This window comes from Methylocystis sp. Uni0008 (assembly GCF_056838045.1).
The window spans coordinates 2,327,981-2,349,380 of sequence record NZ_CM166370.1 but is presented as its reverse complement, the minus strand read 5'-3'; the positions used below and the strand labels follow the sequence as shown (position 1 = coordinate 2,349,380).

Genomic DNA, 21,400 nt, shown 5'->3' with positions numbered 1-21,400 from the left:
CGCCATATGTTAGGCTTGCGGTCAAAGGGAGCGCGCCGATGGTGATGCCGATCTATGACGATGCGCCGCTGCGCTACGTGCGCCGGCCGATCGTGACCTGGACGCTGATCGCGCTCAATGTCTTCATCTTCCTGCTGGTGCAGAGCGAACTCTTCGGCGATCCGCTGACCATCGTCCGCGGCTTCGCCATCATTCCGCGCGTCCTGTTCGGCGAAGCGGATCTGGCCGACTGGATCGTGGGACCGCCAGCCGCGCTCACGCTGATCACCGCGCTGTTCTTTCACTCTTCGGTGATGCACCTCGGCTCCAACATGCTGTTCCTCTACGTTTTTGGCGACAATGTCGAAGACGCGATGGGGTCGCTCCACTTCCTGCTGTTTTATCTTTCCTGCGGCATAGCCTCCGGCGTCTTCTACATTTACGCGACGCCGCATTCGATCACGCCGCTGATCGGCGCCTCCGGCGCGATCTCGGGCGTTTGCGCCGCCTTCCTGCTGCTCCATCCACGCGCCACGGTCGCCGGCATATTTCCGCCGCTCTCGCTGGCGCTCGCCCCCATCTGGCTCGGCGCGTGGCTCTCCGGGACGCATCTCAAGTCAATTCTTGGGCTGCGGGCGCCGCTCTTCTCTTTCGTCGCCTCCGGCTGGCTTTTCGTTGGCGCCTGGATCCTGATGCAGCTCATCAACGCCTCGATGGGCGAGGGCGGCGCGATCGCCTGGATGGCGCATGTCGGCGGCATCGCCGCCGGTCTCGTGCTGACGCCAATCTTCAAGCGCCGGCGGCACAGGCTGTTCGACCGCGGCGGAGCGCTGCCGACGCCGCGCGCCCAGGACGCCGGCGAGGACGCGCCCTGACCCGGCGGTTTGCCGCAATGAGTTGGTTTGACTTACGAGCACGCCGCGGCTACCAGACCGCGCAACGGCTTTAGCCAGAGTGGAGCGCGCGCAGACCGCGTTCCCATACCGTCTCGCCAGAGGGTCCAGGGAGACCAAGGGGTCGCGCGATGAAGATTCTCGTGCCCGTCAAACGGGTCGTCGATTACAACGTCAAGATCAGGGTCAAAGCGGACGGTTCCGGCGTCGATCTCGCCAATGTGAAGATGTCGATGAACCCCTTCGACGAGATCGCCGTCGAGGAGGCGTTGCGGCTCAAGGAGGCCGGCAAGGCGACGGAAGTCGTGCTGGTCACGATTGGCCCCGCCAAGGCCGACGAAACCCTGCGCACCGGCCTCGCCATGGGCGCCGACCGCGGCATTCTGGTCAAGACCGACGATGTCGTCGAGCCGCTCGCCGTCGCCAAGATTCTCGCCAAGGTCGTCGCCGAGGAACAGCCGCAGCTCGTCGTGATGGGCAAGCAGGCGATCGATGACGATTGCAATCAGACCGGCCAGATGCTGGCGGCGCTGCTGGGCTGGGGGCAGGGCACCTTCGCCTCCAAGGTCGAGATGGCCGACGGCTCGGTCGACGTGACGCGCGAAATCGACGGCGGGCTGCAGACCGTCAGCCTGAAACTGCCGGCGGTCGTCACCACGGATCTGCGCCTCAACGAGCCGCGCTACGCCTCGCTGCCCAACATCATCAAGGCGAAGAAGAAAGAAGTCGCCGTGAAGTCGCCCGCCGACTATGGCGTCGACATCGCGCCGCGCCTCGAAGTGTTGAAGACCGCGGAACCCGCGAAGCGCAAGGCGGGCGTCAAGGTCGGCTCGGTGGTCGAACTCGTTGGCAAGCTCAAGGAAGCGGGAGTGCTTTAAAGATGACGATTCTGCTTCTTGCCGAAACCGCAGGCGACGCGCTCGCGCCGGCGACCGCCAAGGCGCTCACCGCCGCGACGGAGATCGGCGGCCCCATTCACATCCTCGTCGCGGGGCCCGGACTGAAGGGCGCGGCCGAGCAGGCCGCGAAGCTCGCCGGCGTCGAGAAGGTTCTCTACGCCGAGGACGCGTCGCTCGATCATGTGCTGGCCGAAACGGTCGCCGCGCTGATCGTCTCGCTCTCTGGCGCTTACGACGTCATCATAGCCCCGTCGACCTCGGCGACGAAGAACGTCCTGCCGCGCGTCGCGGCGCTGCTCGACGTGATGCAGGTCTCGGACATCATCAAAGTCGTGTCCGCCGACACATTCGAGCGGCCGATCTACGCCGGCAACGCGATCCAGACCGTGCGGGCGAAAGACGCCAAGAAAGTCATCACCGTTCGGACCACCGCCTTCGCGGCTGCGCCCGAGGGCGGTTCGGCGCCTGTGGAGGCGATCGCCGCGCCGGCCAATCCGGGCGTTTCGACGTTCAAGAGCGAAGAGCTGGCGAAATCCGAGCGGCCGGAGCTGACCTCGGCGCGGGTGATCCTTTCCGGCGGCCGCGCGCTCGGCTCCGCGGAGAATTTCCAGAAGGTTCTCGATCCGGTCGCGACGCGGCTTAACGCCGCAATCGGCGCCTCCCGCGCCGCCGTCGACGCCGGCTACGCGCCCAACGACTTGCAGGTCGGCCAGACCGGCAAGGCGGTGGCGCCCGATCTTTACATCGCCGCCGGGATCTCGGGCGCGATCCAGCATCTCGCCGGCATGAAGGATTCCAAGGTGATCGTCGCGATCAATAAGGACGAAGAGGCGCCGATTTTTCAGGTCGCCGATTACGGCCTTGTCGCGGACCTCTTCACCGCGCTGCCCGAACTTGACGCCGAGCTGGCGAAGATCGGCCGCTGACCGGGGCGGCCGCGCTTTGGTCAACAACGGGGCCTGCGCGGCGGCAAGAGATTGGCGGAACGCCGCGCTTGCGGCGCCGCCGTTTGCTTTTTCTTTGTTTTCCTTGCGAGGAACGCAAGTTATATTGCACTGCGGCACGCACTCAGCGCGGCGCGCCGCTAGCTCTCAGCGCTGGCTTGGCTGACGGTGGTCAAAAAAATGGGCTTCGAGATTCGCAAGATCGGCGTCATCGGCGCGGGCCAGATGGGGAAGGGAATCGCACATGTCTGCGCCCTTGCCGGCTATGACGTCGCCTTAAACGACATTTCACAGGAGCGCATCGACGATGGCATCGCCAGCGTCGCCGCGCAGATGCGACGCGCCGTCGAACGCGGTCAACTCGATGGTGCGGCCGTCGAGCCGGCGCTCGCGCGCATCTCCGGCGCGACAAAAATGGCCGACTTCGCCGACGCCGACCTTGTGATCGAGGCGGCGACCGAGGTCGAAGACGTCAAGCGAAAGATTCTGACGGAACTCGCGCAGTTCGCGAAACCCGGCGCCATCATCAGCTCCAATACGTCATCCATTTCGATCACGCGCCTCGCCGCCGTCACCGGTCGGCCGGAGCGCTTCATCGGCATTCATTTCATGAATCCGGTGCCGCGCATGCAGCTCGTCGAGCTCATTCGCGGCATCGCGACCGACGACGTCACTTTCGAAGAGACGAAGGCGTTTGTCGTCAAGCTCGGCAAGACGATCAGCGTTTCGGAGGATTTTCCCGCCTTTATCGTCAACCGTATTCTGCTGCCGATGATCAATGAGGCGATCTACACGCTCTACGAAGGCGTGGGCTCCGTCGACGCGATCGATACGGCGATGAAGCTCGGGGCCAACCATCCGATGGGCCCGCTGCAGCTTGCGGACTTCATCGGTCTCGACACCTGTCTGTCGGTCATGCAGGTGCTGCATGAGGGCCTGGCGGATTCCAAATACCGCCCCTGCCCGCTGCTCGTGAAATATGTCGAAGCCGGCTGGCTTGGCAAAAAGACGCAGCGCGGCTTCTACGATTACCGCAGCGGCACGCCCGTGCCGACGCGCTAGCGTCTTGAAGGCCGCGCCCTCTCAGTGACCGCCGGGGCCGGCGCCGCGCGCGGCCTCGAAGAGGAACCAGGTCCGCTTCTCGGTGTCGTCGAGAAAGGTTTCGAGCAGGCTCGCCGTCGCGATGTCGTCGTTGTCATCGCAGACCTTATGGGCGTCCCGCAGCGCCTCGGCCATCGTCTTGTTGTCTTCCAGAAGTTCGTTCAGCATGTCGTAAGGCGAGACGAATTCCTCGTCATTGTCCTTGATGCGGGACATTTTCGCGACCTGACCGATCGAGCGCAGCGTCGGCTGGCCGAGCTTGCGGACCCGTTCCGCCAGCGGGTCGACGGTGGCGTAAATCTGCGACGCCTGTTCGTCGAGCAGCAGATGGTAGTCGCGGAAATGCGGCCCGCTCATATGCCAGTGAAAATTCTTCGTCTTGAGATAAAGCGCCAAGGCGTCGGCGACGAGCCTGTTGACTTCGGCGGCGATCTTCATCGTCGACTGCTTCTCGAGATCGGTCGGCGTGTCGAGGGCCGAACGTTCGGTGTCCGGCTTCATCGGGGATTTCGCTTTTTGCATTTTGCGGGCCTCCTTGCGCCCTGGCTCCAGGCTCAAGCTCGGGGTGAGCAGCTCATTAGCTAGATCGCCCGCTTTGCCGGACCAGATGAAAGATAGAGCAGCGTGGAGATTTAACGCCCGCGAGCGGCGCCGCCAGCTACGACTTTAGAAGGTCGGGGCGGCGCGCGCGGGTGAGCGCCAGCGCCTGCTCATGGCGCCATTTGGCGATCCTGGCGTGATCGCCGGAAAGCAGCACGTCAGGGATGTCGCGCCCCTCGAAGTCGCGCGGGCGCGTGTAATGCGGATATTCGAGCAGCCCGGTCTCGAAACTTTCTTCGACGCCCGACGCTTCTTCGCCCATCACGCCGGGAATGAGCCGCACGCAGGCGTCGATCAGCGCCAGCGCGGCGATTTCGCCGCCGGAAAGCACGAAATCCCCGATCGAGATTTCTTCGAGCGCCCGGGCGCCAATGATGCGTTCGTCGACGCCTTCAAAGCGCGCGCAAAGAACGATCGCGCCGGGGCCCTGCGCGAGCTCGCGCGCGCGACCTTGAGTCAGCGGCTTGCCGCGCGGGGACATCAGCAGGCGCGGGCGGGGATCGTCGGCAGGGGCGGCGGCGTCGATCGCCGCGGCCAGCACGTCGGCGCGCATCACCATGCCGGGGCCGCCGCCGGCCGGCGTGTCGTCGACGGCGCGATGGCGCCCGATGCCGTGCTCGCGAATCTGTCTCGTCTCCAGCGCCCAGACGCCGCGCGACAGCGCGTCGCCGGCGAGCGACAGTCCGAGCGGACCCGGAAACATTTCAGGAAAGAGGGTCAGGACGGTCGCGCGGAACATGGAGCGGTTATGGCATGAGGCCGAAGGCGGCGAGAAGCAGTTTCATTCTTGCTGAGATCAAGCCTCGCCCATAGTGTCTCGGACATTGCGACGAGGAGTGAATGATGAAATTTGTTTTCCGATTGGTTTTTCTGTCGTTGGCGCTCGGCGGCTTTTGCGCAGCGCGCGCCGCGCCCAGCAACGCGCCGCCGCCGTCGACTGTCGAGGAGGCGCATCGCGCGTGCCAGCAGGCCTGCTGGGCCGTGCGCGGTTTGGTTTCCGCCAGCCGGAACGGCTCCGAGTCGATGGGCGATTCCGTCGCTCTGACCTGTCTGAACGCCTGCTTCAAGTGCCTCCTGCAATATAGACGCTGCGCGCAGTCCGGCGCGAGTTCAGCGCAGCCGGAGTGCGTGAACGGCTTTGGACAATGTCACAAGCAGGCGTTCGCAGAGAGGCTGAAGTCAAAGCCGCTCGTCTCTTTTGACGGCGGCGACGGGCATAGCCGTGAAACGGCCGTGAAGATCGTGGGCGCCGCCAATTCCCTCGAAGGGGTTCCGGCCGAGGACTTCTGGATACAGCGGAAGCATCCCGGCTGGCGGAAAAAGGATCGGCGTCTCGTCAACGACAGCGGCATTTATGAAGTCATCGTCTACGACACGCCGAACGGACCGCAGACGGTTTGGTTCGACGTCAAAGAGTTTTACGTGAAGAACGGCGATGCCGAGTATCGCCTGCCGGCGCCCAAATAGTCAGGCGTATGTGCGGAAATCAGTCCGCGTCCGGCTCGGTCGAAACTTCCGCCGGCGGCGCAATCACCACGCGCCCTTGGGCGATGTCCACGAGGGGAACGACTGCGCGCGTGAAGGGGTAGAACGCCGTCTCGCTGTGGTCCGCCGGCGCGATCTCGAGAATGTCGCCTGCGCCGAAATTGCGCACGGCGACGATCATGCCGAGTTCCGCGCCGTCCGGCTTCTCAGCGCGAAGTCCGACGAGATCGGCGATATAGAATTCTTCCTCTTCCGGCGCAGGCAGCTTTTCGCGCGGAAGGTAGAGTTCGATGCCGGTCAGCGCCTCGGCGCCGCTGCGGCCTTCGACGCCGGCGACCTTGGCGACGAGCATGTCCTTGCCCTGCGGCCGCACGGAGGTCAGCGTGAACTTGCGCGCGCCGCTCTTGTCGGTGAGCCCCTCATAGGCGGCGATCGCCAGCGGATCGGCGGTGAAGCTTTGCAGACGGATTTCGCCGCGCACGCCATGCGGCGCGCCGAAGCGGCCGAGCAGGACGAGGCCTTGTCCAACTATCCCGGGCTTATGAGACGGACCCGTCATGCCGACACAGCGCGATCATCCCTCCCCTTGATGGGGAGGGTCGCATTGCGAAGCAATGCGGGGTGGGGTGACTGATTGCCGTCGATCCCCCACCCGGCGGTCCCGCAGGCAAGTTTACGCGTACTGCGTAAACTTGCCTGAGACCGCCGACCTCCCCGCAAGGGGGAGGTATGAGCCCGCTGCATTACGCCGCCGGCGCTTCCGCGCCCGCGGCTTCCGCCGCCGCGGCGGCGCGCTCCTGCGCCTTCTTCTTCGGCTGCGCCTTCTGCGGATTGTTGCGCGCCTCGCGCTTCATAAGGCCGAGACCGTCGAGCAGCCGCGCGACGCGATCGGTCGGCTGCGCGCCCTTGGTGAGCCAGGCCTTCGCCTTCTCCGTGTCGAGCACCAGACGGTCGGCCGCGTCCTTTTCCTTGAGCGGATCGAAATAGCCGATCTTCTCGATGTAGCGGCCATCGCGCGGCGAGCGCGAGTCGGCGATGACGACGCGATAGAAGGGACGCTTCTTGGCGCCGCCGCGGGCGAGACGAATTTTGAGCGACATGGTTTCTTTCCTGTTTGGTTTACGTAGGGGCAGTTGGAATTCGGCGGTCGGCAGTCGGAGAGTCCTGTCCTACTGCCGATTGCCGAAGCCCGACTGCCGTTACTTCTTCTTTCCGAAGGGGTTGAGCCCGCTCAGCAGTCCGCCGCCGAGTCCCGGCAGGTTCGGCTTGCTTAAGAGATCCGGAGGCGGCGCCGCCGGCAGGCCGCCGGGGGCGCCCTTGGGCTGCTGCACGCCCAGCTTCTCCTGCAGCTTCTGCAATTCTTCCTGCGACGGCATCTGCATGCCGGGGCCGAGCCCCATCATCTGCGCCGCCTTGCCCATCATCCCGCCGCGCTTGCCGGCGCCGAAGGACTTCATCAGATCGGCCATCTGCCGATGCTGCTTGAGGAGCTTGTTCACCTCTTCGACCTTGACGCCGGAGCCCGCGGCGATGCGCTTCTTGCGCGAGGCTTTCAGCAGGTCGGGATTGCGGCGCTCCCTGGGCGTCATCGACAGGATGATGGCGCGCTGGCGCCGCACCATCTTGTCGTCGAAGCCCGACGCGGCGATCTGATCCTTCATCTTGGCGACGCCGGGCAGCAGGCCCATGATGCCGCCGAGGCCGCCGATCTTTTCCACCTGAGCCAGCTGATCGCAGAGGTCCTGCAGATCGAACTTGCCCTTGGCCATCCGCTCGGCGGCCTTGCGGGCCTGTTCGGCGTCGAGGGCCTGCGCCGCCTTTTCGACAAGCGCGACGATGTCGCCCATGCCGAGGATGCGATTGGCGATGCGCGTCGGCGAGAATTCGTCGAGCGCGTCCATTTTCTCGCCGACGCCGATGAGCTTGATCGGCTTGCCGGTGACGTAGCGCATGGAGAGCGCCGCGCCGCCGCGCCCATCGCCGTCCATACGCGTCAATACAATGCCGGTCAGTCCGACCCGCTCGTCGAAATTCGTGGCCAGATTGACGGCGTCCTGGCCGGTCAGCGCGTCTGCGACGAGCAGGATTTCATGCGGCCTGGCGGAGGTCTTGATCTCCGCCATCTCTTCCATCAGCGGCTCGTCGATATGCGTGCGGCCGGCGGTGTCGAGCAGCACGACGTCGAAGCCCTGCAGCCGCGCAGCCTCCATCGCGCGTTTGGCGATTTGCACCGGCGTCTGGCCGGCGACGATCGGCAGCGTGTCGACTTCGACCTGCCGGCCGAGCACGGCGAGCTGCTCTTGCGCCGCCGGTCGCTTGACGTCGAGCGACGCCATCAGCGTGCGCTTGCCGTGACGCTCCTTCAGGCGCTTGGCGATCTTGGCGGTGGTGGTGGTTTTTCCGGCGCCCTGCAGGCCGACCATCATGATGGCGACCGGCGGCGCGGCGGCGAGATCGATCGGCTGGGCGTCCTGGCCGAGCGTCTCGATCAGCACGTCATTGACGATCTTGACGACCATCTGGCCGGGCGTCACCGATTTGATGACGCCGGCGCCGATTGCGCGGTCGCGCACCTTGTCGGTGAAGGAGCGCACGACGTCCAGCGCGACGTCGGCCTCGAGCAGCGCGCGCCGGATTTCGCGCAGCGCCTCAGTGACGTCGGCCTCGGAGAGCGCGCCGCGCCGCGTCAGCTTGTCGAAAATGCCGGAGAGCTTGTCGGAAAGGCTCTCGAACATGGTGTTCTCCCAGCGAGCGCGAAGGCTCCAAAGCAAAACGCGCCCGGGGGCGCATCGCGCTGCCGGGCGTTGGCCTGCCGCCTCTCGGGCGGCGCGGCTGTGTCTAGGTTTCTCTTTCGAGAGTTGTGGGGTTTTTAGGCCCGCCGGGGGCGGGAGTCAACGTCGCCAAGATCACCGATCACTTTCAGAGCCGCACATTCCTGGATGTCTTTCGAAGTGGTATCTTGTTTGGCGTTGAGATGAGGCTCTCTTAATTTTGAGCAAACTCGATGACCCTCGACGCTTTTCTCCGATCGCTTTCCGCCGCCGAGCCGCCGTCCCTCCCGCCGCCGCTGCGGGCGCTGTGGTTCGACGCCAGGGGCGATTGGAACGCGGCGCATAGATGCGTCGACGACAAATCCGATCCAGGCAGCATGTGGGTTCACGCCTATCTTCATCGGAAGGAAGGCGATCTCTCCAACGCCGGCTACTGGTACGCCCGTGCGCAGCGCGAGCCGCATAGCGGCGCGCTTGAAGACGAGTGGCGCGAGATCGCCGAAGCGCTCCTTGAGGCGCCGGGCGGGGGACCGGGCAGGGCCGAGTGACCGCGCGATCCATGGCCGAAGCGCGGGAATTGCTGCGCAGCAATTTCGGCTTCGCGGACTTTTTGCCGGGGCAGGCGGAGGTCGTCGAGGCCGTGCTCACTGGGCGCGACACCATCGCCATCATGCCGACGGGCTCCGGCAAATCGCTGCTCTATCAGCTGCCGGCCGCAGCTCCGGGGCCCGGACTCGTCCTCGTCTGCTCGCCGCTGATCGCGCTGATGCGCGACCAGCTTCGCACGCTCACTGACAAGGGCGTCGGCGCCGTCGCCCTGCATTCGATGCAGGAAGACGACGAGGGTGCGGCCGCGCTCGACGCCGTCGCCTCCGGGCGCGCACGTCTTCTGTACGCCGCTCCCGAGCGACTCGCGCAGGAGGGGACGCAGCATTTGTTGCGCAGCATTCGCATCAAACTATTTGCGGTGGACGAGGCCCATTGCGTCTCGCACTGGGGTCATGAGTTTCGTCCCGACTATCGCGCGCTCGGCGAGATCGCGCGAAAACTCGGCGCGCCGCCGATGCTTGCTGTCACCGCGACGGCCGGTCCGCGCACCCGCGACGACATCGCCCGCACGCTGTTTTCGCGGCCCCCAAAAATCTTTCAGCGCTCCTTCGCGCGGCCGAACCTTTCGCTCGACTTCGCGCGAAAGCGCGCCGGGCTGAGGCAGATCGTCGAATTCGCGCGCAAGGGCCGCGGCGCGGAAAGCGGCATTATCTATTGCAACTCGCGCAACAGGACCGACGCCCTCGCGCGCGAGTTCTCGCGGCTGGGCTTCGACGCCTTGCCCTATCACGCGGGTCTCGACGCCCATACGCGCGCCGAGAGTCAGGACGCCTTCTTTACGCGCAAAGGCGCGGTGATGGTCGCGACCATCGCTTTCGGCATGGGCGTCGACAAGCCCGACGTGCGCTTCGTCGTTCACGCGGATCTCCCGACCTCGGTCGAAGGCTATTATCAGGAGATCGGCCGCGCCGGCCGCGACGGCGCGCCCGCCCGCGCGCTGACGCTGTTCTCGCCCGCGGAGCTGGCGCTGCGCTGGCGCATTCCCGAGGCGGCGCAGGAGAACGAAGCGGCCGCCGGCGATTACGCCAGACGCCAGGCGATCGCCCGGCTCGCCGCCGCGCCGGGCTGCCGGTTTCAGCGGCTGCTCGGAGAGTTTGGCGAAGCAAGCGCCCCCTGCGGCCGATGCGACCACTGCCGCGGCGGACCGCTGGCCTGGCCGCGCCGCCTATCGTCGCTGGGGCTCGGCTGGCGCGCTGCGCTCGCCAGCGGCTTCGCGGTCGGGGACGCCTCGGAAGATGAGGCCGATCTCTCCGGACCGGCGCCTGCGCCCGGCGATGCGCTGGCGCAGCGGGAGGATCCGCCGCTGAAGGTCGACGACGCGCGGCTGTTGCGCGCGCTGGAGGCCGAGCGTCTCGCCATCGCCCGGCGGCGCGGGGTGGCGCCGCGAACTGTAGCCCCGGAAAAAGCCCTGCGCGCGCTCGCGCGCGAGAGGCCGCAACATCCCGACGATCCGTTGCTGCGGGACATCGAGGACGCGGCGGCGCTGCTGCGGGTGATACGCGAAGCGCGCTGAGGCCGGCGCCAGGGTTTCGTTCGGCGCCGCAACACTGTAGTTAGGGCTCCCCATCCGTTCCCCGCGCCAGAGGTCATGCCCGACAACCCGCCGCAAAACGCCGCCGAACTGCGACAGGTCATGTTCGGGCTCGGCCTCGCGATGCTACTTTCGGCGCTCGACCAGACGATTGTGGTCACCGCCATGCCGACCATCGCGGCGGATCTCGGCGACGCCCAGGACCTGCCCTGGATCGTCACCGCCTATCTCATCGCTGCGACCGTGGTGACGCCGCTCTACGGCAAATTCGCCGATGTCTACGGACGGCGGCGCGTCATCCTCATCGGCGTGACCACATTCGTGATCGGCTCGATCGCCTGCGCTTTGGCCCCGAACATGGCGGCGCTCGCCGGCGCGCGGGTCATTCAGGGACTGGGCGGCGGCGGCCTGATTTCGCTTGGGCAGACGATCGTCGCCGATCTCGTTTCGCCGCGCGAGCGCGGGCGATATCAGTCCTATTTCGCCGCGGTGTTCATCACCTCGAGCATCGCCGGCCCCGCGCTCGGCGGCGTTTTTGCGCAATATTGGCATTGGTCGCTGATCTTCTGGATCAATCTGCCGCTAGGCCTCGCGGCGCTCATTATCGTCAACGCGCGGCTGAAGCGCTTGCCCGAGCGACGCCATCCGCACCGGGTGGATTATCTCGGCGCCGCGCTGCTGATCGCGGCCTCCGGACTTCTCGTGCTGGCGCTCGGCTGGGGCGGCGTCCGCTTCCCCTGGCGGTCGGCGCCGATCCTCGGCCTCCTCGCCGCCTCGGCCCTCGCCTGGTCGCTGTTTGGCTGGCGCACCCTGCGCGCCGAGGAGCCGCTGATTCCTTTGCGCATTCTCAGACTGCGAATCGTGCGCGACGCTATTCTGTCGAGTTCGTTCGGGCTCGGCGGCTTCGTCGGACTCTCGGTCGTGATGCCGATCTATTACGAAATCTGCGGCGGCATGAACGCAAGCGATTCGGGACTGACGCTGATTCCGCTGATGGTCGGCACTGTCGCGGGCGCGACGGCGTCCGGACGGCTGATGTCGCATGTGACGCATTATAAAGCCACACCGCTCCTGGGGCTTGGCGCGGGCCTTCTCGCAGCGCTCGCCGCGGCGGCGATGATGACGGCGGGCGCGAGCCGCTCGCTGCTGTTGCTGAACGCCTTGCTCACCGTCACGACTTTCGGGATCGGGGCGATGCTGCCGATCGCGACCGTTTCGGTGCAGAACGCCGTCGATCCGCGCGATCTCGGCACCGCGACGGCGTCGATGCAATTCTTTCGGCAGCTCGCGGCGGGCGCGATCGTCGCGCTGTTCGCGGCCTTGGCGATCGGCGGCGGCCGCGCGCAACTGCTCGAGGAACTGAAGGCGGACGCCGACGGCGCCGCTTTGTTTTCGAGCTTTCGCCTTGTTTTTCTCGCGCTTGCCGTCTGCGTCGGCCTGTCCTTGCTCTTCCTGGCGCGCATGGAGGAGCGCCCCCTGCGCGGGGAGCGACATCACTGACGGGTCGATTTCCGCCGCGTCTTTTCTATTTGCCCCTGTGGCATGGAATTCTCTAGAAAGAGCGCGCTTCTCCGCGCCGCAAGGATCCTTCCATGGCTTCTCTCAACAGTTTCAATGCGTGCCAGACGCTCGTCGTCGGAGATCGGTCCTATCAATATTTCTCGCTGAAGGCGGCCGAGGAAAACGGGCTCGCCGGCGTTTCGCGCCTGCCCTATTCGCTCAAGGTCGTTCTTGAAAATTTGCTGCGCAACGAAGACGGCCGTTCGGTCACAAGGGAGTCGATCGAAACCTTCGCCAAATGGCTCGAGGAAAAAGGCAAGACGGAACGCGAGATCGCCTTCCGGCCGGCGCGCGTGCTGATGCAGGACTTCACCGGCGTGCCGGCGGTCGTCGATCTTGCGGCGATGCGCGACGCCGTCGTCGCGCTCGGCGGGACCGCGCAGAAGATCAACCCGCTGGTGCCGGTCGATCTCGTCATCGATCACTCGGTGATCGTCGACGTTTTCGGCACGCCCAGGGCTTTCGCGCAGAACGTCGAACTCGAATATGAGCGCAACGGCGAGCGCTATCGCTTCCTGAAATGGGGCCAGTCGGCCTTCGACAACTTCCGCGTCGTGCCGCCTGGCACCGGCATCTGCCATCAGGTCAATCTCGAATATCTCGGTCAGACCGTCTGGACGCGCATGGAGCGCATCGACGGCAAGACGGTCGAACTCGCCTATCCCGACACGCTGGTCGGCACCGATTCGCATACGACGATGATCAACGGCCTCTCCGTTCTCGGCTGGGGCGTCGGCGGCATTGAGGCCGAAGCCGCCATGCTCGGGCAGCCGCTGTCGATGCTTGCGCCCGAAGTGATCGGCTTCAAGCTCATCGGCGCGCCGAAGGAAGGCGTCACGGCCACGGACCTCGTGCTGACCGTCACGCAGATGCTGCGCAAAAAAGGCGTGGTCGGAAAATTCGTGGAGTTCTACGGCGAAGGCCTCGATCATATGAGCCTCGCCGACCGCGCGACGATCGCCAATATGGCGCCGGAATATGGCGCGACCTGCGGCTTCTTCCCCATCGACCAGGAGACGCTCGCTTATCTGCGCATGTCCGGGCGCGCCGATGACCGCCTGGCGCTGATCGACGCCTATGCCCGCGCGCAGGGATTGATGCGCGAAGCCGGCGCGCCGGATCCCGAATTCACCGACACGCTGACTCTCGACCTCGCGGAGGTGACGCCTTCGCTCGCCGGTCCGAAACGACCCGAGAGCCGCGCCTCGCTGTCTGAAGTCGGCTCGGCGTTTCTGGGCGCGCTCGCGACGGAATATAAAAAGGAAGACGGGCTGGGACAGCGCTACGCCGTCGAAGGCGAAAGCTTCGATCTCGGCCATGGCGACGTCGTCATCGCCGCGATCACCTCCTGCACCAACACTTCCAACCCGAGCGTGCTGATCGGCGCGGGACTGCTGGCGCGCAACGCCGTCGCGCGCGGCTTGACGACGAAGCCCTGGGTGAAGACGTCGCTCGCGCCCGGCAGCCAGGTCGTCGCGCAATATCTCGCCAAATCGGGACTGCAGAAATATCTCGACGATCTCGGTTTCAATCTCGTTGGATTCGGCTGCACGACCTGTATCGGCAATTCAGGACCGCTGCCGCCGGCGATCTCCAAGACCATCAATGCGCATGACCTCGTCGCGGCGTCGGTGCTGTCGGGCAATCGCAATTTCGAAGGGCGGGTCAATCCCGACGTCCAGGCGAACTATCTCGCCTCGCCGCCGCTCGTCGTCGCATACGCGCTCGCCGGCACGATGGCGATCGATCTGACCAAAGAGCCTCTCGGACATGACAGCGCGGGGGCGCCAGTCTATCTGCGCGACATCTGGCCGGCGAATGCGGAAATCGCGACTTTCGTGCGCGATCAGGTGACCCGCAATCTGTTCCGCGAGACCTACGCCAACGTCTTCGCGGGCGACGAGCACTGGCGCGCGGTCGAGACGCCGAGCAGCGAGACTTACGCGTGGGACGACCAGTCCACCTATGTGCGCAACCCGCCCTATTTCGCTGGTCTGGAGCGCACGCCCAAGCCCGTCGAGGACATCGTTGGCGCGCGCATTCTTGCGCTCTTCGGCGACAAGATCACCACCGATCACATCTCTCCCGCCGGCTCGATCAAGGCCGCTTCGCCAGCGGGCAAATGGCTCATCGAGCATGGCGTCGCGCCGGCCGACTTCAATCAATACGGCACGCGACGCGGCAATCATGAAGTGATGATGCGCGGCACCTTCGCCAACATCCGCATCAAGAATCACATGATGCGGGACGAAAAAGGCCTGACGCCGGAAGGCGGGTTGACCAGGCATTATCCCGGCGGCGAGATCATGCCGATCTATGACGCCGCCATGCGCTACGCGGCTGAAGGCGCGCCGCTCGTTGTTTTGGCCGGCGCCGAATATGGCAATGGCTCGTCGCGCGACTGGGCGGCGAAGGGCGCCATGCTGCTTGGCGTTCGCGCCGTCATCGCGAAGAGTTTCGAGCGCATTCACCGCTCCAATCTCGTCGGCATGGGCGTGCTGCCGCTCACCTTTGCGGAAGGGACGGGCTGGGACACGCTCGGACTCAAGGGAGATGAGACCGTCACCATCCATGGCTTGCGCGAGGGACTTGCGCCGCGCCAGACGTTGACGGCCACGATCTCCTTCCCGGATGGGACCACCAAGACCGCGCCGCTGCTCGCCCGCATCGATACGCTCGATGAATTAGAATACTTCAAAAACGGCGGCATTCTCCCTTACGTCTTGCGACAACTCGCCCCGTAAATCTCATCAAAAAACCGTTGACTCCATGAGAGTCCTCGGACAGCGTGGTCACGCTTTGCGTTGAATTCGAGCCGTTGCGGATTGCAATGTCGTCAACGCAGCGCTCTACAAAAACAAAAACTCACGACGCGAAGAAGAGGAAATCGACATATGAATAAATTCGCCCTTACGTCGGTCGCCGCTCTGTTCCTGGCGACGACTGCGCCGTCGTTCGCATTCGACGCCGGCGTCGGTCAGCGCGCCCCGAACCATGCGACGCGCATCAGCTGCGACACGCACGGCGAGGACGACCAGGCCGTTTGCGCCAGCAAGTGTGAGGACGCATATCTCAAGGACCAGCAGGGCTGGACGGCGGACATGAGCAAAATCAAGTCCGCCAAGAAGGCGTGCGACGAGAAGTGCGGCTGCCCGCAGAACTCGAAGGACCTCTAAGACCTCGGTTTTGATTGAAAGGGGCGCGCGAGCGATCGCGCGCCCCTTTTTGCGTTGCGCGGATACGCCGCGCGAGGGGAGGCGTGGCGTCATGCCACATAACATCTCGGAAACAGAGGCGTTTCCTGGAGTTCGACGCTGCCGCGGAAAGCGGCGCCTGCCGTCGCGGAAGTGACGCGCAATTGACATAAGCGGGCACTTACGACATCGTCCCGCCGCTTAATGCGTGATGTGAGGACCGTTGCTGTTCTATGGCGGGAGGGGTCGAACGCAAGCGCAGTCTGGAAGCCCTATGGGCAAGTAAAGGAATCGACTAAATGAACAAATTCGCCATTATGACGGCGGCGGCTCTTGTCGTCGGCATGATCAGCCCGGCTTTCGCAGATTGCGACGTCCGCAACGCGGACGACGACAAGCAGGCCAGGTGCGCCCAGAAGTGCGACGATGAGTTCATCTCCCGCAAGATGAATTACGGCGCCAATCAGGCCGAGGTCGCCGCCAACAAGAAGGCGTGCGACGCCGCCTGCGGCTGCCCGCAGAACACCAAGTAACAGTAACACACCGAACCTCGCGAGCGAGGTAAGCTTTCGACGGGGCGCGCAATCGCTGCGCGCCCGTTTTTTTTAATCAGCCGTATAGACGTTGCCGTCTGGGCCTTTCCAGCCGCTGCCCGCTTCATAGAAGCGATATTCCTCGTCGAACAGAACCGTCGACCCCGGCGCGACATATTGCTTGCCCGCAGGATCGGAACTGCGCGGCGCCGTCACATAATGATTGCTCGGCGAACAGCCGTCGGGAAATCTTCCAGGCTCCTCAGGCTTGCATTCGACATTTGCGCCTTCCGGAAACTCGACCCGCGCGTTGAAGAAAATCTCATAGCCCTTCTCTCCGGTGGCGTGCATCTCGAGGCGCTCGGACATCGTCTGCTTGAATTCGACGATCTTGAACGGCTTGTCGAAGCGCTGCTTCAGCAAGTTCTCGAAAATCTGCTTGGCGTGCGCTTCGGTCGGATAGCAACCGCCGAACATGCAAAAAGCATTCGCCGGAACCGCCGAAAGCGACGCCAGCAGCGTCGCGACGACGAACGTTTTGAAAGCGCCTCGCATGATTTCTCTCCCTTGGTCTTATCAATTCGCCGCGTTTTCGCGCATCATTTTGGACTTATAGCATCTTACCGCGTCGGCGCTGCGCGTCTTCAGTCTAGCGCCCGTCAGGCGTCAGCGGGTTGCTCCAGAGATCCTTCACCTGCTCGAAATGGATCGCCGGATCATAGCCGTTGGGCGTGAGGCCGAGCCACTCAGACGAAAGCCGTCCGAGAGCGGACAGCACGGCGTAGGAGGCGACGACGCGGTCGCGCTGGGCGACGATGAGTCCGATGCGCGCGTAGAGCAGCTCCTGCTGCGCGACGAGAATTTCGAACGTCGTCCGCTGACCGGCCTTGGCTTCCTCACGTACGCCATAAAGCGCGCGCTCCGCCGCCGCGACCTGAGCTTGCGCTGCGGCGATCTGCGTTTTGGCCGCCTGCAGCGCGCCCCAATAGGCGCGCACCAGCGAGAGAACCTCGGCGCGCGCCACGTCTGCGTTGAGCCTGCGCTGACCGGCGGTCTCCTTGGCCTGCCGCACGCGGGAGGACGTCAGCCCGCCCTCGTAAATCGGCACGTTGAGATGTCCGAGAATTTTGGCTCCGACATTGCGGTTGCCGATGCCGGAAATGTCGGTCTGCGTGAAAATATCGCCGACGATCGACAGTTTGGGCATGAAATCCGCCTCAAGCGCGTTGATGTCGAGATCGGCGGCGTCGGCGTCGTGCAGCGCGGCGAGAATGAAGGGATGTTCGCTTTGCGCGATGTGCTCCGCTTCCTCGCGGGACTTCGGCAGCAGCCGGTCGATCGGCGAGCCCGGCGCGAGCTTTGACGGTTCGACGCCGACGATTTTTCGATAGACGCCGATGCTGGCGTCGAGCGCCGCGCGCGCGGCGCTCGCGAGAGACTTTCCGCCCGAGAGCCGCGCCTCGACCTGCGCGACATCGGTCAGCGTGATCTGTCCATATTGATAGCGCTCCCGCGTCTGGCGCAACTGCTCCGTCAGGACCGCGACATTGCTTTCCTGTAGTCTGAGCGCCGCCGTGTCGCGCAACACGTTCATGTAAGCGGTGACGGCGTCGAACAAGATACGCTGTTCGGTCAACCGCAACCGCTCGCGTCCGGCGAAGACGTTGGACTCCGCGGCGCGTGTTTCGTTTTGCGCCTTGAACCCGTCGAAGATCGGCTGTTCGACGGTCAAATGGGCGGAGCGGGGGACGCTGTCGCCGCTTTGTATGTTCTTCGTAATGGCGGTGTCGGTCGGATCATTGATGTTGACGTCGCGCTGCTTGGTGACGAGGCGATTGCGCTGTACGCCGAGGTAGGCATCCCCGGTCACGCGGGGTCTCATGCCCGCCTGCGCCTGAGGCACTCTTTCGTCGATCGCGCGAAGCTCCGCTCTGCTGGCGTTCAGCTGCGGGTTGGCGTCATAGGCGCGACGCATCGCGCCCGTCAGAGTTTCGGCCCGCGCCGCGCCGCCGCCCGCAACGAGGCAGATGACGACCCAGGCGGCGCTGCGTAGTTTCACCGGTCAGCTCCCGACTTCCTGCACGGAGACGGACTGCGACGCGCGAGAGAAGAACGCGTAGAGAGCCGGCAGAACGACGAGCGTGAGGAGGGTGGCGCTGATCAGTCCGCCGATCACGACTGTCGCGATCGGCTTTTGCACTTCGGCGCCAGTGCCGGTCGCAAGCGCCATCGGCAGGAATCCGAGCGAAGCGACGAGCGCCGTCATCACGACGGGGCGCAGTCGCGTCATCGCGCCTTTGAAGATCGCCGGGAGTTCCGCCATGCCGCCCGCGATCAATTGCGAGATGTAGGTGCGCATGACGAGGCCGTTCAGCACGGCGACGCCCGAGAGGGCGATGAAGCCGACGGCGGCTGAAACGGACATCGGCATGCCGCGCAGCCACAATGCGGCGACGCCGCCGGAAAGCGCCAGCGGCACCGCGGTGAACACCAGAAGCGCGTCGCGCGCCGCGCCGAGCGCCGAATAGAGCAGGAGAAAGATCAGGAAAAAACAAACCGGCACGACGATCATCAGGCGCGCGCGCGCCGCCGCAAGGTTCTCGAACTGCCCGCCCCAGGCGATCCAGTAGCCGGGCGGCAGCGTCACCTTCGATCCGATCTTGGCGCGCGCTTCTTCGACGACCGAGGCGATGTCGCGTCCGCGCACATTGGCGGAGACCACGACGCGGCGATGGCCATTTTCGCGCGAAATCTGGTTCTGTCCGTCGACGATGGAGAATTTCGCCACCTGCTTGAGCAGCACGACCGGCGTATTGCCGGCCGCCGAAGGCAGCGCGATCGGAATGGATTCCAAGGCTTGCGCGTCCTCGCGCAAATTGTCCTGCAGACGAACGACGATCGGGAAGCGGCGATCGCCCTCGAAGACCACGCCGGCCCTCTGTCCGCCGATCGCCGCGCCGATCACGTCCTGCACCGCGGCGACGCTCAGGCCAAGGCGCCCAATCGCGCGCTTGTCGACCGCGATGTCCAGGATCGGCAGACCGGCGACCTGTTCGACCTTCACGTCGCTCGCGCCCTTGACGCCGTTGAGCACGCCGGCGATCTGATTGGCGGCCTTCAACATGACATCGAAGTTTTCGCCGAACACTTTTACGGCGATGTCCCCGCGCACGCCCGCGAGCAATTCATTGAAGCGCAGTTGAATGGGCTGCGAGAATTCGTAGGCGTTGCCCGGCAGTTTGGCGAGCCGCTTCTCCATTTTCTCGATGAGCTGAGCCTTGTCGAGACCCGGATCCGGCCATTGGTCCCGCGGCTTCAACATGATGAACGTATCGGTCAGGTTCGGCGGCATCGGGTCGGTCGCGATCTCCGCCGTGCCTGTTTTCGAGAAAACGTAGTCGACCTCTGGGAAGCTGCGCAGCGCGCTCTCGATCTCGAACTGCATGGTCTGCGCTTGCGTGAGCGACGCGCTCGGAATTCGATTCGCCTGCATGGCGAGGTTTTTCTCATCGAGCGTCGGAACGAATTCTTCGCCGAGCGTCGAATAGAGCAGCGCCGCAAGGACAAAGGCGCCCGCGCCGATGGCGATCGGCTTCAAGGGCGCGGCCATCGCCCATTTCAGTATAGGCTCATAAACGCGCTTGAGCCACTCGACCACGGCGTTTTCAGATTCGCGCACGCGGCCCGAAAGCGCGATGGCGATCATTGCGGGAAAGAAGGTCAGCGAGAGAGCGAATTCGGAAGCGAGCGCCATGATGACGGTCATCGCCATCGGATGGAACATCTTTCCTTCGACCCCCGAAAACGTCAGGATCGGCACATAGACGAGAATGATGATCGCCTGTCCGTAGACCGTGGGGCGCCGCATTTCGACGGCCGAGTCGATGACCGTTGTGAGCCGTTCTTCCAGCGTGAGCGCGCGGCCAAGCGCGGTTTGACGTTGCGTCAGACGGCGCAAGCAGTTCTCTGTGACGATGATCGCGCCGTCGGCGATCAATCCGAAATCCAGCGCGCCGAGACTCATCAGATTGGCGCTGATCTTTCCGACATACATGCCGACGCCCAGCAGCAGCATGGTGAGCGGGATGACCGTCGCCGTCACGAGCGCCGCGCGGAAATTGCCGAGCATGACAAAGAGCACGAGGATGACGAGCGCGGCGCCTTCGACGAGGTTCAGGGCCACCGTCTTGATGGTCGCGTTGACGAGAACCGTACGGTTCAAGATCGTGCGCACTTCTATGCCGGGCGGCAGCAGCCGGCGGATCTCTTTCATCTTCGCGTCGACGGCGCTCGACACTTCCCGGCTGTTCGCGCCGATCAGCATCAGCGCGGTGCCAATCACCACCTCTTCGCCGTTCATGCTGGCGCTGCCGACGCGCAACTCGCGGCCGACGCCGACCTCGGCGATATCCTCGACGCGCACCGGGGTGCCGCCTCGCGTCGACACGACGACTTTGGCGATATCATCGATCGACTCAAGCCGCCCGGCGCTGCGGACGACCAGTCCTTCGCCGTTGCGCTCGACGTAACCGGCGCCGCGGCTGATGTTGTTGCGTTCGATGATGCCCGCAAGATCGGCGAAGGAGAGCCCGAGAGCGAAGATTTTCGCGGGGTCCGGCTGAACGTGATATTCCTTGACGTAGCCTCCGAGAGAGTCGACGCCGGCGACGCCGGGCACCGTGCGCAACAACGGCCTGATGATCCAATCCTGCACCGTTCGCAGGTAAGCGGTCATCTCGACCAGATTGCGCAGTCTCTGGCCTTCGGGCGTCAGATAGTCGCCATTGCTCTGCCAGCCAGGCGTTCCGTCCGGGGCCGGCTCGTCTCCGCCTCTCGGCGTATAGTCGACCGACCACATGTAGATTTCGGAGAGGCCGGTCGCGACGGGGCCCATATGTGATTCAACGCCAGGAGGGAAATTCTCCCGCGCGAGAGTCAGCCGTTCGGCGATTTGTTGGCGCGCGAAATAGATGTCGACGTTGTCGGCGAAGACGGCGGTGACCTGCGCGAAGCCGTTACGCGAGAGAGATCGGGTGTATTCGAGTCCGGGAATGCCGGCGATGGCGTTCTCTATCGGGTAAGTGACCTGCTTTTCGATCTCGAAGGCGGATAGAGCTGGCGCGAAGGCGTTGATCTGCACCTGATTGTTGGTGATGTCGGGAACGGCGTCGATCGGCAATCGCATCAGCGACCACACGCCAAGCGGAACCACGAGCGCCGTCAACAGCACCACCAGCCAGCGGCTTCGGACCGAGAGGGCGATGAGATTCTTGATCATGGCCGACCGCTAGCGATCAAAAA

19 protein-coding genes are annotated in these 21,400 nt (G+C 64.6%); 11 read left to right on the top strand and 8 right to left on the bottom strand.

Annotation, left to right across the window (positions count from 1 at the left end; translation table 11 throughout):
• Positions 1–38: 38 nt before the first annotated feature.
• The 4 genes from AC0X69_RS11675 (at position 39) to AC0X69_RS11660 (ending at position 3,777) form a co-directional block, all read left to right on the top strand.
• The gene (locus AC0X69_RS11675) at positions 39–854 is read left to right on the top strand and encodes a rhomboid family intramembrane serine protease (RefSeq protein ID WP_482607776.1); all 816 of its coding nucleotides are present in this window, start codon (positions 39–41) and stop codon (positions 852–854) included.
• Positions 855–1,003: 149 nt separating this feature from the next.
• The gene (locus tag AC0X69_RS11670) at positions 1,004–1,750 is read left to right on the top strand and encodes an electron transfer flavoprotein subunit beta/FixA family protein (RefSeq protein WP_482607774.1); all 747 of its coding nucleotides are present in this window, start codon (positions 1,004–1,006) and stop codon (positions 1,748–1,750) included.
• A 2-nt stretch (positions 1,751–1,752) separates the two neighbouring features.
• Entirely contained in the window at positions 1,753–2,697 is a 945-nt protein-coding gene (locus AC0X69_RS11665) for an electron transfer flavoprotein subunit alpha/FixB family protein (protein ID WP_482607772.1), read from the top strand.
• A 198-nt stretch (positions 2,698–2,895) separates the two neighbouring features.
• Positions 2,896–3,777, top strand: a complete 882-nt coding sequence (locus AC0X69_RS11660) for a 3-hydroxybutyryl-CoA dehydrogenase (RefSeq protein ID WP_482607771.1) — start codon at positions 2,896–2,898, stop codon at positions 3,775–3,777.
• A gap of 21 nt (positions 3,778–3,798) precedes the next feature.
• Here AC0X69_RS11660 and AC0X69_RS11655 read toward each other — a convergent pair whose 3' ends face one another.
• Both AC0X69_RS11655 and trmD read right to left on the bottom strand, forming a co-directional pair.
• On the bottom strand, positions 3,799–4,338 hold the full coding sequence (locus tag AC0X69_RS11655) for a Dps family protein (protein WP_482607770.1): 540 nt from the start codon (positions 4,336–4,338) through the stop codon (positions 3,799–3,801).
• 136 nt (positions 4,339–4,474) lie between these two features.
• Positions 4,475–5,155, bottom strand: a complete 681-nt coding sequence (gene trmD / locus AC0X69_RS11650) for a tRNA (guanosine(37)-N1)-methyltransferase TrmD (RefSeq protein ID WP_482607769.1) — start codon at positions 5,153–5,155, stop codon at positions 4,475–4,477.
• Positions 5,156–5,256: 101 nt separating this feature from the next.
• On the opposite strand from trmD, the gene AC0X69_RS11645 reads away from it, so the two are divergent.
• Complete coding sequence (locus AC0X69_RS11645) at positions 5,257–5,883, top strand: hypothetical protein (protein ID WP_482607768.1); 627 nt, start codon at positions 5,257–5,259, stop codon at positions 5,881–5,883.
• Between the two features lie 19 nt (positions 5,884–5,902).
• Here AC0X69_RS11645 and rimM read toward each other — a convergent pair whose 3' ends face one another.
• From rimM to ffh, 3 genes are all read right to left on the bottom strand, one after another.
• Positions 5,903–6,460: a ribosome maturation factor RimM gene (gene rimM / locus AC0X69_RS11640; protein WP_482607767.1), complete on the bottom strand. Its 558-nt coding sequence runs from the start codon at positions 6,458–6,460 to the stop codon at positions 5,903–5,905.
• 184 nt (positions 6,461–6,644) lie between these two features.
• Positions 6,645–7,001 carry a 30S ribosomal protein S16 gene (gene rpsP / locus AC0X69_RS11635; RefSeq protein ID WP_482607765.1) on the bottom strand — a complete coding sequence of 119 codons (357 nt, stop codon included), beginning with the start codon at positions 6,999–7,001 and terminating at the stop codon, positions 6,645–6,647.
• Positions 7,002–7,100: 99 nt separating this feature from the next.
• The gene (gene ffh / locus AC0X69_RS11630; protein ID WP_482607764.1) at positions 7,101–8,636 is read right to left on the bottom strand and encodes a signal recognition particle protein; all 1,536 of its coding nucleotides are present in this window, start codon (positions 8,634–8,636) and stop codon (positions 7,101–7,103) included.
• 269 nt (positions 8,637–8,905) lie between these two features.
• On the opposite strand from ffh, the gene AC0X69_RS11625 reads away from it, so the two are divergent.
• From AC0X69_RS11625 to AC0X69_RS11600, 6 genes are all read left to right on the top strand, one after another.
• On the top strand, positions 8,906–9,220 hold the full coding sequence (locus AC0X69_RS11625; RefSeq protein WP_482607763.1) for a hypothetical protein: 315 nt from the start codon (positions 8,906–8,908) through the stop codon (positions 9,218–9,220).
• Positions 9,217–10,794, top strand: a complete 1,578-nt coding sequence (locus AC0X69_RS11620) for a RecQ family ATP-dependent DNA helicase (protein ID WP_482607761.1) — start codon at positions 9,217–9,219, stop codon at positions 10,792–10,794. The genes AC0X69_RS11625 and AC0X69_RS11620 overlap by 4 nt, the downstream gene beginning before the upstream one ends.
• Positions 10,795–10,869: 75 nt before the next feature.
• Positions 10,870–12,312 carry an MDR family MFS transporter gene (locus AC0X69_RS11615; protein WP_482607760.1) on the top strand — a complete coding sequence of 481 codons (1,443 nt, stop codon included), beginning with the start codon at positions 10,870–10,872 and terminating at the stop codon, positions 12,310–12,312.
• A gap of 92 nt (positions 12,313–12,404) precedes the next feature.
• Entirely contained in the window at positions 12,405–15,116 is a 2,712-nt protein-coding gene (acnA, locus tag AC0X69_RS11610) for an aconitate hydratase AcnA (protein WP_482607758.1), read from the top strand.
• A 150-nt stretch (positions 15,117–15,266) separates the two neighbouring features.
• On the top strand, positions 15,267–15,548 hold the full coding sequence (locus tag AC0X69_RS11605) for a hypothetical protein (protein ID WP_482607757.1): 282 nt from the start codon (positions 15,267–15,269) through the stop codon (positions 15,546–15,548).
• A gap of 317 nt (positions 15,549–15,865) precedes the next feature.
• The gene (locus AC0X69_RS11600; protein ID WP_482607755.1) at positions 15,866–16,099 is read left to right on the top strand and encodes a hypothetical protein; all 234 of its coding nucleotides are present in this window, start codon (positions 15,866–15,868) and stop codon (positions 16,097–16,099) included.
• A gap of 72 nt (positions 16,100–16,171) precedes the next feature.
• On the opposite strand, the gene AC0X69_RS11595 is transcribed toward AC0X69_RS11600, so the two are convergent.
• The 3 genes from AC0X69_RS11595 to AC0X69_RS11585 all read right to left on the bottom strand — a co-directional run bounded on the left by AC0X69_RS11595 (position 16,172) and on the right by AC0X69_RS11585 (position 21,377).
• Complete coding sequence (locus AC0X69_RS11595) at positions 16,172–16,654, bottom strand: hypothetical protein (RefSeq protein WP_482607753.1); 483 nt, start codon at positions 16,652–16,654, stop codon at positions 16,172–16,174.
• Positions 16,655–16,748: 94 nt separating this feature from the next.
• On the bottom strand, positions 16,749–18,158 hold the full coding sequence (locus AC0X69_RS11590) for a TolC family outer membrane protein (protein ID WP_482607751.1): 1,410 nt from the start codon (positions 18,156–18,158) through the stop codon (positions 16,749–16,751).
• 3 nt (positions 18,159–18,161) lie between these two features.
• Positions 18,162–21,377 (bottom strand): efflux RND transporter permease subunit, encoded by a 3,216-nt coding sequence (locus tag AC0X69_RS11585; protein ID WP_482607749.1) that lies wholly within the window; start codon positions 21,375–21,377, stop codon positions 18,162–18,164.
• Between the last annotated feature and the right edge of the window lie 23 nt (positions 21,378–21,400).

What these genes read in the sequence shown, in the direction of transcription:
- AC0X69_RS11675 (WP_482607776.1), top strand. Translation starts at nt 39, where the DNA reads ATGGTGATGCCGATCTATGACGATGCGCCGCTGCGCTACGTGCGCCGG.
- AC0X69_RS11670 (WP_482607774.1), top strand. Translation starts at nt 1,004, where the DNA reads ATGAAGATTCTCGTGCCCGTCAAACGGGTCGTCGATTACAACGTCAAG.
- AC0X69_RS11665 (WP_482607772.1), top strand. Translation starts at nt 1,753, where the DNA reads ATGACGATTCTGCTTCTTGCCGAAACCGCAGGCGACGCGCTCGCGCCG.
- AC0X69_RS11660 (WP_482607771.1), top strand. Translation starts at nt 2,896, where the DNA reads ATGGGCTTCGAGATTCGCAAGATCGGCGTCATCGGCGCGGGCCAGATG.
- AC0X69_RS11655 (WP_482607770.1), bottom strand. Translation starts at nt 4,338, where the DNA reads ATGCAAAAAGCGAAATCCCCGATGAAGCCGGACACCGAACGTTCGGCC.
- trmD (WP_482607769.1), bottom strand. Translation starts at nt 5,155, where the DNA reads ATGTTCCGCGCGACCGTCCTGACCCTCTTTCCTGAAATGTTTCCGGGT.
- AC0X69_RS11645 (WP_482607768.1), top strand. Translation starts at nt 5,257, where the DNA reads ATGATGAAATTTGTTTTCCGATTGGTTTTTCTGTCGTTGGCGCTCGGC.
- rimM (WP_482607767.1), bottom strand. Translation starts at nt 6,460, where the DNA reads ATGACGGGTCCGTCTCATAAGCCCGGGATAGTTGGACAAGGCCTCGTC.
- rpsP (WP_482607765.1), bottom strand. Translation starts at nt 7,001, where the DNA reads ATGTCGCTCAAAATTCGTCTCGCCCGCGGCGGCGCCAAGAAGCGTCCC.
- ffh (WP_482607764.1), bottom strand. Translation starts at nt 8,636, where the DNA reads ATGTTCGAGAGCCTTTCCGACAAGCTCTCCGGCATTTTCGACAAGCTG.
- AC0X69_RS11625 (WP_482607763.1), top strand. Translation starts at nt 8,906, where the DNA reads ATGACCCTCGACGCTTTTCTCCGATCGCTTTCCGCCGCCGAGCCGCCG.
- AC0X69_RS11615 (WP_482607760.1), top strand. Translation starts at nt 10,870, where the DNA reads ATGCCCGACAACCCGCCGCAAAACGCCGCCGAACTGCGACAGGTCATG.
- acnA (WP_482607758.1), top strand. Translation starts at nt 12,405, where the DNA reads ATGGCTTCTCTCAACAGTTTCAATGCGTGCCAGACGCTCGTCGTCGGA.
- AC0X69_RS11605 (WP_482607757.1), top strand. Translation starts at nt 15,267, where the DNA reads ATGAATAAATTCGCCCTTACGTCGGTCGCCGCTCTGTTCCTGGCGACG.
- AC0X69_RS11600 (WP_482607755.1), top strand. Translation starts at nt 15,866, where the DNA reads ATGAACAAATTCGCCATTATGACGGCGGCGGCTCTTGTCGTCGGCATG.
- AC0X69_RS11595 (WP_482607753.1), bottom strand. Translation starts at nt 16,654, where the DNA reads ATGCGAGGCGCTTTCAAAACGTTCGTCGTCGCGACGCTGCTGGCGTCG.
- AC0X69_RS11585 (WP_482607749.1), bottom strand. Translation starts at nt 21,377, where the DNA reads ATGATCAAGAATCTCATCGCCCTCTCGGTCCGAAGCCGCTGGCTGGTG.